We start from the raw sequence: 14,143 nt of genomic DNA, 5'->3' as shown, positions 1-14,143 counted from the left end.
GCGATCGATCGGTTATTGACAGCGGCCCTGTTGTGCTTTTCTGTGCAAGATGAACACCATGCGCCTTACGGTCAGCCTCCAGCGGGATCATACGATGAATAAAATGGAAAGGTCGGCATCAAACCGATAACAGGCAGAATAAAGGAAATACTTTTCCAATGTCAATACGGACTTTTCGGGACTTGGGGAAATGATTCGCACACATTCCCGCCTGCCCGCCTGAGAATAAACAGGTTACTGGCCACGACCACACCGGTTCCCAGTATTACCGGCAGGGTGATGATTTCCCTCCACAACAGCCAGCCGATCAGGGGGGCCCAAACCATGGACGTGTAGGTATACGGCGCCAGAAAAGAGGCTTCACAATAGCGAAAGGCCGCGGTTTTGGCCAGTTGCTGGATGGCGGTGAAGACCCCGATGCCGAGAATCCAGGGCAGCAACCGGCCCTCGGGCAGGTGCCCGTAGATCAGGGTATACGGGGCCGACAGAATCACCCCGCCCAGGATGAAATAAAATACCGTGGTCAACGGATTCTCGGAGCTTCCCAGATTGCGCAGGGCCATGTCCACTAACGCCATGCACAGCGCCCCCCCAAGCCCCACCAGGGATGCCGGATCGGCCAGCAATCCCGCCGATGGCCTGGCAATCAGCAAAATCCCGCCAAATCCGACGATAACGGCAATCCATCGCCCGGCATCCACATGCTCCTTGAGCAGCAGGGGCGACAGGGCGGTGACAAAAAGCGGGGCGGCAAACAAAAGGGCCGTGGTGTTGGCCATGGGCATCAGGGCGTAAGCCCAGAAAACCAGCCCCACACCGATGTTGCCCACGGCGGAACGATAAAGATGGGCGCCGATCCGACGCGTCTTGAAGATCGACAGCGGGTGGGTGGTCAGCATATAGGGAACCAACAGACAAAGGGCCACGACACCGCGATAAAAGATCATTTCCACCGGGCTGTGCACGGCGCTGCTCATTTTGGCGCAGGCGTTCATCAGCACAATGCACAATGTGGCCAAAAGGGTCAGCAATACGCCCTTGAGCATTCCTTTTTGGGGAACCGGAGGCCCGCCACCGGTGCTCATCGATCCCTCCTGCGCCGGATCATCACGGCTGCGGCCATCACCACCAGGCCAATACCCAGGGAAATGGGAAACCAGTCAAAGGTATTCATGAAAACACAATTCTCCACATCTTCAGTGAGCCCATCGATACCCTGGAGGCCGCGTTTTTTTAATTCCAGAAGCGCGGCGTAAATGATCCCGATGCCGCCATAGGACAGGTTGTAGGCCAGCCCCTTGAAACTCAGTACGGTGGCCCGCCGTGATGATACGGTCTGTTGGTTGACGAAATAGCTGACATAAAAACCGACCATGTAAAGGGCTGAAAACGCCACCAGCGCCGGCACCAACCCTAAAATGGGCCAGAAAAAAGTCATCCCGGTCAATCCGGCCAGGGCCGTGGCGGCGGTGGTCCACAGGCAGGTGGCAGGCGATCGATTCTCCGCGATCCAGCGCGCCAGACGCGGGATGAACATACCGGTGACGGCCATCACCGATCCGATCACACCATAACTCGACTCGGGCAGTTGCACCATGCGATAGTATTGACTGGCCAGGGTGATTACCATGCGCAAAATACCGTCGAAAAGCATCCCAAAAAGAATGACCGCCAATACAAACGGTGTTTTGAGGATCCAGCGCCCGCTGTCCAATGTGAGTCTGAACGCCTCGATGACCGACCCCGCAGGCGCCCTGTCGTCGGCCACAGAGGTCGCGGCCGGCGGGCGGACTTCGTCCAGACGAAGGGTGGACACCAGGGTCAGCACCGCCAGGACAAGGGTCAAATATATGGGATAACGCAATGTGTCGGACTGGGCAAAGGTGATTGCCGATCCACAAAAACCGGCGATGCGCGTCATCAAATCCGGATCGTAAACCACGGCGCCCAGGGTCATGGTAAAAATAAACATCCCCGACCGCAGGCGCATCTGAACATCCAGCACATGCCCCCATTGGTCGGCCAGCCCCAGGTCCTGTAAGGCGTCATAGGCAATGGCCTCATCGGCGCCGCTAGCAGCGGCCTCGGCCAGGCCGCTGAGCACCCGGTTGACCACAAAAAAGCCGAACAGCAGGTTAACATTGCCCTGCGGGGCAGCGCACAATATCACCATTTCGACCAGCATCGAGCAGGCAGCGAACACCAGCAAGCGCTTACGTCCCACAATGTCGGCCAGGGCCCCGGAGGGCACTTCGGCTAGCACGATGGTAGCGGCCCACACGGCATTCAAGATGGAAAATTGAGCCACGCTGAGCCCGAAATCAAGAAACAGCACGGTAAACACCGGATAATAAAACCGGCAGTTGAAAAACACCCGAAACGCAATGAACTGGCGTACGTTGTTCACCTGAAAGGGCGAGGATATGGCAGTCTGGGATGAGTCGGCGTTCAGTGTGTTATCTCCTCTGAAAAATAAAATGGCGCTATTAAAAACATGCCTGGAAAGGTAATGCAACTTTTTCTATCTTAAACCAGCAATTGTAATTTTTAGAGGTGTTCAGCGAGAATTCCATCGGTCGATTACGATTACGAGCACGAAAAAATGCCAATCCCCGTCGGTCGTGCTCGTGCTTAAGCTATGCGGTGCTCGTAATCGGAAAATTCGACATGGCATAATTATAATTGCGGATGATCAACCCCATATGTTGCGACAATGTGGCAGCCCACCTGAAAAAATTGACAACAATATCAAAGGCCATTAAATTTAGGTATTACAAACAAAACAGTGTATGTTCTTCTTCCGCCCCCGACAACCCTCACCCCATGAGGCCCTTATGACCAAGGAAGCAGTCGCCATTTATTGGGATTTTGAGAACCTGCATGCCAGCATTTTCGACACCCTGCACGGCAGCGGCAGCTACCCGAGACCGGGCAACCGAAACCGGCAACAGGATATCCTGGTTGATGTGCAAGGCGTTTACGACTTTGCCACCACCTACGGCAATGTGGCCATCAACAAAGCCTATTGCAACTGGCATTGGTTCAGCAATTATCGCCAAAGCCTGCTCAAATGCGCAGTCGAGCTGATTCAGCTCTTTCCGCCGGGTCCGTTGGCCAAAAACGGAGCGGACATCAAGTTGTCCCTGGACGCAGTGGAGGACATTTTGCGCTTTCCCCATATCTCCTCCATCGTGGTGGTCGGTGGAGACAGTGATTTTATTCCCCTGGCCCAGAAACTGAAAGCCGCCGGTAAGGATCTGATCGGTGTGGGGTGCAGGAACGCCACAAACCGCCACTGGGCCAACAGCTGTTCGGATTTCAAATATTACGAGACATTTGCTCTGGAACCGCAATGTGACACGTGCGAAGACGATGAGGCCGCCACCATCAAGGATGCCGCGGAACTGATCAGCAAGGCGATCAAACAGATATCCCTTCGCAACGGCGACAAGTGGGTACTCAAAGCCGCCATCCGGCCGGTCGTCAAACGACTGGACCCCACGTTCGACGAATCCAATTACGGCTGCCGCAGTTTCGCCGATCTATTGAAAAAACATCATGACCAGTTCCAGATCGAACGGGGCGAGCACGATCACCTGGTCTGCCTGATTGAATGAGTTTTGGTTGTTGTTTGTCACCTGTGGTTTGTGGGGATTGGAGCAGCATTATAGGGTCCGCATCAGGAAAAGATAAAACCTCCCGTAATTTCTTCCCAAAGAATTTAATATAATACCGAAAAATAGAAAGATTTTTCTTATTCTTGGCTTAAGAATATTTCGAGATGGTAGATAATAGAACTCAGGCCACATGCATGGTGATATCGGGTTCATCAAACTGCCAACGGCACCAAACCAAACGTCATAGTAAAATCAGTACAAGAGGGGCAAAAGGAGAATCTATATATGAAATTTAAATCGGTTAGAACTAAAATCGCTGGAATTGCGGGTATCTGCCTGATTCTTTCATCCGCCTTCCTGGTAGGGTACAGCATCTTTTCCGCCAGGTCGACCCAGGAGATGGTCAACACCCGGGTCTCGGACCTAATCAAAAACCAGACCCTGGAAGCCATGAAGAGCCTGGCCGGAGACAACGCGGGAAAAATCCGCAGTGAGTTTTATGTGGCCCTGGACGCGGCCCGAACCATGGCCGACGTGTTCACGGTGTCAAAATCACGTGATAGCGGCGGACTGGAACTGGGCCGGGATCAGATCAACGCCATTCTGCTCAAGGTACTCAAGACCTACCCGAACTTTAACGGCACCTATTCCTGCTGGGAACCCAATGCCCTGGATGGAATGGACGATTCCTTCAAAACCGGCATGGACGGCAACAATGCGGCCACCGGCCGCTTCACGCCCTACTGGAACCGCGACGAAAGCGGCAACATCGCCGTCCAGCCTCTGGTCGAATACGACACGCGCGATCGTCATCCCAATGGCGTGCTCAAGGGCGGCTGGTACATCGGCCCCCAGGAAAACCACAAGGAAAGCGTGCTGGATCCATTCCCCTACATTGTCCAGGGCAAACAGGTCTGGCTGACCACCCTTTCGGTCCCCATTCTGGTGGACGGTAAATTCTACGGTGTGGCCGGCACGGACTTTAATCTGGACTATGTGCAGAAACTATCGGAGGACGTGGACAAGCAGTTATACGGCGGCCAGGGTGAAATCACCATCGTCAGTTATGACGGCCTGGTGGTTGCCGACAGCGAAAAGCCTGAAATGGTCGGCAAGCATTTTAAAAGCCTGATGGAAGGTTTTTGGGAACAAGTCCTGAAAGAAATTCAGGCGGGTCATGCTAACGCCAGACTGAATACCGAGGAAAAGCAGTTCGAAGTGATCGCGCCCATCGAGCTGGGCCGCACGGGAAGGCCCTGGTCCATATTGATCCGAGTCAAGGAAGACGCGGTGCTCGCCGATGCCATCGCCCTGGACAAAGACATCGCCGCCCAGGGTAGCCGCAATATGTACATGCAAATTCTGGCCGGCCTGATCACCTGCGTCCTGGCCGTCGCGCTGTTGTGGTACGCTTCGGGCAGCATCTCCCGTCCAATCAAGGGAACCGTGGACATGCTCAAGGACATCGCCGAAGGTGAAGGCGACCTGACCAAACGCCTGGAAGTTGCTACCCAGGATGAAATCGGAGACATGGGCCGCTGGTTCAATGTGTTCATGGACAAGCTCCAGGGCGTGATCAAGGATGTGGCCCACAATACAGGTACCCTCAATGAGGCGTCGTCCAATCTTTCCGAAATCGCCACCCAGCTGTCCGACAGCGCGGAATCCATGTCCGGCCGGTCCAGCGGTGTCGCGGCGGCAGCCGAGGAGATGAGTGCCAACATGAACAGTGTTGCCGCGGCCAGTGAACAGGCGGCCACCAATGTCAACATGGTTGCCGCGGCCACCGAAGAAATGACATCCACGGTTCAGGAAATCGCCCAGAACTCGGAGAAGGCCCGCGTGATTACGGATTCGGCCGTCACCCAGACCAATGAGGCCTCCGAGGAAGTCGGACAGCTCGGTCGGGCGGCCAAGGAGATCAGCAAGGTCACCGAAGTAATCACCGATATTTCCGAGCAGATCAACCTGCTGGCCCTGAATGCAACCATTGAAGCGGCCCGCGCCGGTGAAGCAGGCAAGGGATTCGCCGTCGTGGCCAACGAGATCAAGGAACTGGCCAAACAGACGTCCGAGGCCACCCAGGAGATCAAATCCCAGATCGACGGTATCCAGGGCTCGACCAAGTCGACGGTGGATCAGATCGGCCAGATCACCAGCGTAATCAATGAGGTCAACGAAATTGTCGGCACCATTGCCACGGCCGTGGAAGAACAGGCGGCCACCAGCCAGGAGGTCGCCGGCAATGTCGCCCAGGCATCCAAGGGGATTCAGGATGTCAATGAAAATGTCGGTCAGAGCTCGACCGTGGCCGGCTCCATATCCTCAGACATCGCCGAAGTCAACCAGTCTGTTCAGGAAATCACCAACTCCTCCGGCCAGGTCAACATCAACGTGGAAGAACTGTCCAAGATGGCTGAAAATCTGCAAGCGTTGGTGGGCCGCTTCCGAGTGTAATCCACTTTATAGCAATAGCCGGATAAAAGGCCCTGCAACCGTTGCCATTACGGTTGCAGGGCTTTTTTTGTGGGCTGGCCTTAACGATTCACTGCAGAATGGATGGGTAACCGAACCATCCAGGCCGTGGGTTTGCCCTTGGGGCAATAGCATTTAACCCAATTTATCTGCCTTATGCCTGTTGCGAAAAAATTCAAGATACTTCATTCCGTGAATCTTTGCTTCGAATCCTGACATTAGCAGTAGACCGCATAAGATCGATTGGTTTATATTGCCAGAGAACATCTGAAATCTTTTTCTTTATCGCTATGGATGTCGTGTAGAACACAGTCGGATTATACAAAAGCTGTTTAATCCGCTTCTCTGCTAACCCCGAAAGTTAGGTTAGACCTTAAACCGCCCCCCTGAAAGGACTTCCAGATGCCAACCAAAATCAGCCATCCCAGCGTCATCGAGGCCGCCGGCACCAAGCCCAAACGCATCGAGGAATACATCGGACGGGTCAATTCCAATACCGATGCGGTGAGTGTGGCCCGAATGGTGGCCCCCGCCGGATGGAAGGAACCGGGGCAATGCCCGGAATTCGACGAATACACCGTGGTGCTCAATGGCATGCTGCGGGTGGAATCGGCGAACGGGATTCTGGAAATTCGGGCTGGCGAGGCGGTGATTGCCCCTGCCGGTAAGTGGGTGCGCTACAGCACACCGGAAGCGGGGGGTGCCGAATACATTGCCGTCTGTCTGCCGGCGTTTTCTTCTGATACCGTCCACAGGGATGGTGAAGAGCCGCCCCTGATGGCTTGATCACCGGTGGAGATATCCCCGCCGAACGCGATACGCTTTGCATTTTAAGCCAACAGCCCTGCCAATCCCCTCTTAACACCAATCAGTGAGAAAACCGGTTTTGGTTTTTCATTGAATAAGCGGATCGTTTCAGATTTTGAAAGGTAATGATTGTGTAATAGATTGTCTATATAGGGAATCTCAACATTACCGAAGGTTGAAACGGTCCGTTCAGCTAAAGTAACCCGCCCAATGGACGATAATATCATCTTACGTTCAATAACATATTAACTATTAATAAATTACAGCCATTCCCTTTAAGGTCCTGGCAATTATGATCGGTAACACATGTTTCAATTTCCATTACTAACCGTTTTTTAAATATCCATGGGAGCTTTCTGAAATGAACGACAAGCTGAAAACGATCGCATCAAAACTGATTGTTGGTGGTGTCATTGCCGTAGTGATTCCACTGGTTATTGTGGGCTATCTGTCTTTCTCTAAATCACATACCGCGCTGCTGGGAATGTCAAAAAACCAAGTCCAGGGCATTGCATCAGACTTGGCTCGGATGACCCGAAGTATCCTTGAAATGGAGATGGACCGTGCCAAATCCATAGCTGTCCAACAAGCCATCGTCGATGCCGCGACTGCGGTGAAAACATCCGGGATTGAAGCCTCCAAAAAGATTTCTGACCAGGCTTTCCGATCCTTGAAAAGACAATTTTCTGTGATGGGTGATCAGTATCAGGGTATATTCGTTGCCGATACCAGGGGCATGATCTATACGGGCGTGCTGTCCGGCGGCGGTGTATACAAAGCGATTGATCTTTCGAAAAATCCTGCTTTCCAGGCAGCAAAAACCTCCGGCAACAGCATCATCAGTGAGATGATTATGTCCAAAGCCACGGGAAAACCGGCAACTGCAGCGTTCGCCCCGATCAAGTCAGCGGGAGGAGAATTCATAGGTGTCTTGGGAACCGTGATCAGCGCCGAATATTTCACCGGCCTGATCTCCAATCGCAAAATCGGTGAGACGGGATATGGGTATATGATCGATAAGAATGGTCTGGTACTTGCCCATCCCAAAACAGAACTGGTCCTGAAGCTCAACGGGTCGAGCATTAAAGAGATGCAGACGGTCAACAGACGCATGCAGGCCGGCGAGACCGGGGTGGAAGAATACGTCTTTAAAGGCGTGCCCAAAATCGGCGGGTTCGCACCCGTGGGCATCAATGGCTGGTCCATCGGCGCCACCCAGGACCAGGATGAATTCCTGGTCGCCTCCCACTCCATCCGCAACGCCAATATCATCGTCACCATTGTGGCCGTCCTGATCGTCGGGGTCATCGTCCTGTTTGCCGCCCGGTCCATCGTACGCCCCATCAACGCCGCCGTGGCCGGCCTCAAGGACATCGCCCAGGGTGAAGGCGATCTGACCATGCGCCTTACGGTCAAAAGCCGCGACGAGGTGGGTGAGCTGGCCAAGTGGTTCAACGTCTTCATCGAAAAATTGCAGGGCATCATCAGAGATATCGCCGGCGGCGTGGACACCCTGTCTTCATCGTCCACCGAGCTGTCCGCCATCAGCGAGCAGATGACCCAGGGCATCACCACTGTCTCGGATAAATCCAACACCGTCTCGGCCGCCGCCGAGGAGATGAGTGCCAACATGACCAATGTGGCCGCGGCCATGGAAGAGTCCGCCACCAACACCAACATGGTGGCCACCGCCGCCGAACAGATGTCCGCCACCATCGGCGAAATCGCCCAGAACGCCGAAAAGGCCCGCAGCATCTCCGACGACGCCGCCCACAAGTCAGCCAGCGCGTCCACCAACATGGATCAACTGGGCGAGGCGGCCAACGACATCGGCAAAGTCATCGAAACCATCACCGACATCAGTGAGCAGGTCAACCTGCTGGCCCTCAACGCCACCATCGAGGCCGCACGGGCCGGTGAGGCCGGCAAGGGCTTTGCCGTGGTGGCCAACGAAATCAAGGAGCTGGCCAAGCAGACCGCCGCCGCCACCGGAGATATCAAGGAAAAGATCGAAGGCATTCAGGGCACCACATCCATGACCGTGGGCCAGATCAGTGAGATCACCCAGGTGATTACCGATGTCAACGATGTGGTAGCCACCATCGCCACCGCTGTGGAAGAGCAGTCCGCGGCCACCAGGGATATCGCCAGCAACGTGGCCCAGGCCTCCCAGGGTATCCAGGAAGTTAATGAGAACGTCAACCAGAGTTCGACGGTGTCGGACGAGATTTCCAAGGATATCGCCGGTGTGAGTGTTTCCATGAACGAGATGTCCACCAGCAGCAGCCAGGTCAACCTGTCCGCCCAGGAACTGTCCAAGCTGTCCGAAAGCCTCAAGCAGATGGTGGATCAGTTCAAGGTTTAAGCTATCGGATAACCACCCCCAGCGGCGCCTATGGTACCACCTGGACCAGCTCGGTATTTTTCAAGAGGATGGGTTTGGGCTTGATGCCAAACGCTTTCATCACTGTCACATTGATGATTGGCTTGCCCTGTCGGTTGCGGGTGACGGGAATCTCGGATACCGGGGTCCCGCCCATGGCCTTGAGCAGCATTTTAGCCGCGGTGAATCCCTGCTCCTGAGTGTTTTGGGCCATCCCGCACAACATCCCGCATCGAATATTATACTTGTGGTCACCAACAACTGGTTTGGCAAACGTGCCGACAAGAACGGGCACAACTTGTTTATCGGAAAGGAAGGTGCCGTTGTCGTCCGTTGTTCCGTGCATGGTCGGCACAAACAGAACATCGCACATCGAGCTCAGTTCCCTGGCCATCGCTTTGGCTTCGGCAAGGGTTTTCGGAAACCGGGCAGCGGCCAGTTCCACCGGCAACGTATATTCCTCATGTTGAAAATATTCCAGAATCGATCGGCCCGTAGGGCTGTCGTAGGTCATATAGCCAAAGGTTCTGATGGAAGGGACCAACTGTTTGGCAAAGGCCAGGCTCTGGCTGATGGTAATTCGTTCAGGATACCGGATACATTGGAGGCCGGGTACCCGTATTTATCGGGTGACTCAGTGACTCCGCAGAACATCACCGGTGTTGTCACCTTGTCTTTCAGATAGGGGACCACAAACATGGATTGGGCATTGTCATCGGCGGTAATCACACAGTCGGAACGCGTTTTTTTAAGAAGGCGTATGCCGCTTTGGCTTTTTGTGGGCCGCCGCCCAGATTCTTTCTGGTGTCCATGTAGAAATACTCGATCCGGCAGGTATCGGACAGCACCAACTCTATACCCTCCCGGACTTTCTGAACGAATTCATAATCCGGCCCGTAGCTCATGACCACCAGCACGTTGTACCTGGCCTTGTCGGCCGCCGCCGCCAGCCCTGGGAGCAGAAGCAGCAGGGCCAGGCCAACAATCACGCCACCCACGTTTTTTATTTTCATGGTTTCTCCTGTTTTCACACAATCGAACCGCTCACCGACCACCCAGTCTCCCAGTCTTTACTCTCCCCTACTACCTCCTACCGATCACCCTGTCTCCCTGTCACCCCGTCACCCCATCTCTACTCCCCGCTCACCCTGTTCCCCGATGACCCATTACTGATCACCGATCACCGATTCCCCGCCCCGCCCTTAGGCAGCCGGACCACAAAGCAGGTGCCACCCCCCTCAGCCGCATGCGCACTCATCTGGCCGCCGTGATCCTCCGTAATGATGAAGTAGGACACCGACAGGCCCAGACCCGTGCCCTTGCCCAGCGCTTTGGTGGTAAAGAAAGGTTCAAAAATCCGCCGGCGGGTCTGCTCGTCCATACCCGGTCCGTTGTCTTCGATCTCCACCCGCACCCAGGTGTCGTCGTCCTGCACCCGCAGTATAAACGCCGGAGGGGCGGTTGCATCCGTCGCTTCGGCCATGGCCTCGGCGCCGTTTTTCAGGATGTTCATGAATACCTGCTGAAGCTTCCCGGCCTCGCAGGGTACCGGAGCTGCCGCCGGGTCGTACTCCCGCTGGATGCGGATCTGTTTGAAGTCGAAATGCTTTCTCATGTCGTAGTCGGTCTTGAGTAATTCGAGGGTTTGATCGAGCAGTGCGCCGAGGTCGTTACTGGAAATCACTTTTTCGCTCTTGCGCGCAAAACTGAGCATGTTTCTGACGATGGCAGCGGCACGACTCCCGGACTCGCGGATATTGCCGATCAGGTCGGGCAGCTTGCGCAGCGCAAGGTATGCCTTGATGGCCGCCAGGGTCGTGCCGGCGGTTTCGGCGGCTTTATGATTGGCCGGCAGATCGCCCAGCAGGCGGTTCTCTATAACCGACGCGCTTTGCACGATGCCGGCCAGAGGGTTGTTGATCTCGTGCGCCATGCCCGCGGCCAGACCGCCGATGGAAAGCATTTTCTCGCTCTGGATCATCATCTCCTCCAGACGTACCTGCTGAGTGATGTCATCCACCCGGATCACCGCGCCTTCCAAGCCACTTCCTACCAGCGGGAATATGGTGATATCCTCATAGCGGATTTCATGCTCCATCTTGCGGGGTACCTTGGGGGAGCTGATCACCCGGCACTCCGCGATTGATGTCTGAATGCGCTCCATTTTATCGGCCAGGCGGGGGAATACCTTGGCCAGCGGCCGGGCCCGAGCATCTTCAAAATCCAATCCGGTCGCCTTTTCCGCCTGACGGTTCCACTGGGTCACCCGACCCTGACGGTCCACCGCCAAAAGAATCGAAGGCATGGAGTCGATAATATTGGCGAGGTAGTTACGTAGCCGGCGAAGTTCTTCTTCATCCTGCTTTTGCCGGGTGATGTCGGTATTGGTACCGACAAAACGGGTGGAAGCCCCCTTTTCGTCCCAGTCGACGATTTTGCCTTTTGCCTGAATCCACATATACTCGCCGTCCTTGCGCAGAAACCGGAACTCCACCTCAAAAGCATCCCGTTTTCCGGCCAGATATTGGTCTTTGAACGATTTTACCCCTGCCAGATCATCCGGGTGAACACGCTTCAGGATCTCATTGAAGTCACATGGGAACTCGTTGGGTCGATAACCGGCCATCGTGTAATAGCGCGAATCCAGATAAAGAATATCTTCATCGATACGCCAGTCCCAGATGCCTTCATTGGCACTTGACAGGGCCATTTCCAAACGCTGTTCGCTCTCCCTTAATGCATCTTCCATTCGCTTGCGCTCGGTGATGTCCTGAACAAAGGCCACGTGGAGTTCCTGGTCCTCAAAACGCACCAGGTCCTGGATGACCTCAATCGGAAAAATCTCACCACTTTTGCGCCTGTGTTGGGATTCGATGGTCGTGGTCCCGAGCTTTTCCAGGGCCTCTCTATTGCGGGTCCAGACATCCTCGGTGTCAAAATGGGGATCGAAGTCAAGGACAGTCATGCGGCATAGATCTTCTTTCGAATAACCGAGACTGGCGCAGCCCTGTTCATTGACGTCGAGAACTTCTCCCGCCGCCCCCATTCTCCAGATACCGATGGGCGCCTTGTCAAAAATAAACTGGGTCAGGCGCAGAGATTCCTCGGCTTTTTTGCGTTCCGTGATGTCCAACAAAACGCCGTAGTAAACAATAGTGTCCCCCTCGACTTGGGGAAGGGCGCGCCCGGAAAACCAGATAGTCTCTCCGCTGGGTTTGTTGAAGCGGCCCTCGTAATTCCAGGGGCCGACAGTATCGATGGCCTCGCGCATAGATGCGGCGTAAGCCTCTTTTTCCGTATCGGGAATACAGGCATAAAATTGGTCCAGGACGGTCTCTGAATCCTGTTCGATCCCAAAAATATCGGTAATCTTGGCGTTGAGGAACTCGTTGGTGTAGATGTAGTCCCGGGTGGTGCGAAACTGGATCACCACCCCAGGAACATTAGCGGTGAGATTGTTAAGCCGCGCTTCACCTGCTTTTAACGCCTGCGCCATTCGTTTGCGTTCGGCAATTTCCAGTTCCAAAACCTGGCTACGTTCCGCCTCCCCGTTCAGCATGAGCCCCAATTGCCGGGTCATCTGGTTGAATGCCGCCGACAGTTGGATCACCTCGGCAGGTCCGCTCATTTGCGCCTTTACATCCAATTTCCCGTCGGTAATACAAGTGGCCGTTCGGGTCAGATCAACAATGGGGGTGGCCAGCCGACGGGCCAGAAAAATGCCCAACCAGCCGGCCAGGGCCGATATACAAAGTAAAACGATAATGGATATCAAGCCATTACGGATGACCGGCCGGTACGCTTCCATCACCGGCAGTTCAGTCATGACGGCCCAATCCGGATCACCTAAGGGGACATAGGTACCCACCACCTTTTTGCCGGTAATGCCAACAAAGGTATGGACGTCGATATTTTCTTTTTTTTCAGGTTGATCGATAAAAGCCGCAACATCGCTGAGGTGGTCCAACGTTTCACCGCGCAGCACACGGCCCGTCTCACCGAAGGCGATCAGACGCCCTTTGCGGTCCACCACATAGGCGTGGCCGGTCTCCCCCACCCGGAGCCGATCCACCAACTCCCAGATGAACTTCAAATTAACCTCGGCCAATAAGGCCCCCAACCGATCACCCAAAAGGGTGGTCACCGGCACGGACAAAATGACCAGGGGCTCACTGGTTACCTGATCCACATAGACCGCACCGATATGCCGCTGGCCGGCGGATACCCTTCTGAAGGGATCAGCCCCCAGTTGTTGGTCAAGCCTTCCGGATTCAATCTGGGACATGCGGGATGCTCTGAACAGCGCTTCATTTTCTGTATTTAAAAGCAGCAGTTGGCGGAAAGCCGGTTCCATGCCGAGCAGCGCCTGCAGAGCGTTTTCCCGCTCCCGGTCCGAGCCGGTCAATCGGACGGCCGCCTCCATGACGATAAATTTATCCTGAATAAAACCGGCAACCGCGTCGGCGGCCTGACGGGCAACCACATGCTGCTTGCCGGCGACGGCCTCCTTCTGGGTTTGGATGAGAAAAAGAATACCGACAACGCCGGAAACGAGCAGTGCGGCGACACTCATAGCGACGAATGCCAACGTCAATGTCGTCCCCAGATTTCTTGAAACGGTGGTACGTGTTGGTTCCATTTTTTTGACCTGTGCGGCCAGATTTCGGCCCGCACCTTTTATGTGTTCCTTCAGATTATCGAATGATCTGCGAAGCCATGCTCAACATCCCCTTGGGCACATCCACCCCCAGCTGCCGGGCAACCGTGTAGTTGATGGTAAGCACCTGCTCGGGGCTCACCACCGGGATCGTCCCCGCCGGTGTGCCACTCAGCACCCCGCTCTGCCGTGAAGAAAAATGAT

At 54.8% G+C, this 14,143-nt stretch carries 10 protein-coding genes; 4 read left to right on the top strand and 6 right to left on the bottom strand.

The genetic code is table 11. The features are described 5' to 3' along the window. Positions 1 to 161: 161 nt before the first annotated feature. Both Dvar_RS03575 and Dvar_RS03570 read right to left on the bottom strand, forming a co-directional pair. Positions 162 to 1,085 (bottom strand): DMT family transporter, encoded by a 924-nt coding sequence (locus Dvar_RS03575; protein ID WP_419660358.1) that lies wholly within the window; start codon positions 1,083 to 1,085, stop codon positions 162 to 164. Next, positions 1,082 to 2,515, bottom strand: a complete 1,434-nt coding sequence (locus tag Dvar_RS03570; protein WP_419660357.1) for an MFS transporter — start codon at positions 2,513 to 2,515, stop codon at positions 1,082 to 1,084. Before Dvar_RS03570 ends, Dvar_RS03575 begins: the two co-directional genes overlap by 4 nt. 319 nt (positions 2,516 to 2,834) lie before the next feature. Between Dvar_RS03570 and Dvar_RS03565 the strand changes: the two genes are divergently transcribed. From Dvar_RS03565 to Dvar_RS03550, 4 genes are all read left to right on the top strand, one after another. After that, positions 2,835 to 3,617: an NYN domain-containing protein gene (locus tag Dvar_RS03565; RefSeq protein ID WP_419660356.1), complete on the top strand. Its 783-nt coding sequence runs from the start codon at positions 2,835 to 2,837 to the stop codon at positions 3,615 to 3,617. A 285-nt stretch (positions 3,618 to 3,902) separates the two neighbouring features. Beyond that, a complete protein-coding gene (locus Dvar_RS03560; RefSeq protein WP_419660355.1) occupies positions 3,903 to 6,074 on the top strand; it encodes a methyl-accepting chemotaxis protein in 2,172 nt (723 codons plus the stop codon). A 420-nt stretch (positions 6,075 to 6,494) separates the two neighbouring features. Beyond that, positions 6,495 to 6,878 (top strand): cupin domain-containing protein, encoded by a 384-nt coding sequence (locus Dvar_RS03555; RefSeq protein ID WP_419660354.1) that lies wholly within the window; start codon positions 6,495 to 6,497, stop codon positions 6,876 to 6,878. A 382-nt stretch (positions 6,879 to 7,260) separates the two neighbouring features. Then, entirely contained in the window at positions 7,261 to 9,264 is a 2,004-nt protein-coding gene (locus Dvar_RS03550) for a methyl-accepting chemotaxis protein (RefSeq protein WP_419660353.1), read from the top strand. Between the two features lie 28 nt (positions 9,265 to 9,292). Here Dvar_RS03550 and Dvar_RS03545 read toward each other — a convergent pair whose 3' ends face one another. The 4 genes from Dvar_RS03545 to Dvar_RS03530 form a co-directional block, all read right to left on the bottom strand. After that, positions 9,293 to 9,856, bottom strand: a complete 564-nt coding sequence (locus tag Dvar_RS03545; RefSeq protein ID WP_419664065.1) for an ABC transporter substrate binding protein — start codon at positions 9,854 to 9,856, stop codon at positions 9,293 to 9,295. A 151-nt stretch (positions 9,857 to 10,007) separates the two neighbouring features. After that, a complete protein-coding gene (locus Dvar_RS03540) occupies positions 10,008 to 10,295 on the bottom strand; it encodes a hypothetical protein (RefSeq protein WP_419660352.1) in 288 nt (95 codons plus the stop codon). 167 nt (positions 10,296 to 10,462) lie between these two features. Further along, a complete protein-coding gene (locus Dvar_RS03535) occupies positions 10,463 to 13,921 on the bottom strand; it encodes a PAS domain S-box protein (RefSeq protein ID WP_419660351.1) in 3,459 nt (1,152 codons plus the stop codon). A 55-nt stretch (positions 13,922 to 13,976) separates the two neighbouring features. Further along, positions 13,977 to 14,117, bottom strand: coding sequence for a hypothetical protein (locus Dvar_RS03530; RefSeq protein ID WP_419660350.1), 141 nt, complete (start codon positions 14,115 to 14,117; stop codon positions 13,977 to 13,979). Positions 14,118 to 14,143: the final 26 nt, after the last annotated feature.

It is taken from the genome of Desulfosarcina variabilis str. Montpellier (genome assembly GCF_048565275.1).
Lineage (GTDB): Bacteria > Desulfobacterota > Desulfobacteria > Desulfobacterales > Desulfosarcinaceae > Desulfosarcina > Desulfosarcina variabilis.
Note: the sequence above shows the minus strand (reverse complement) of the source record. Positions and strands in the feature narration are given on the sequence as shown.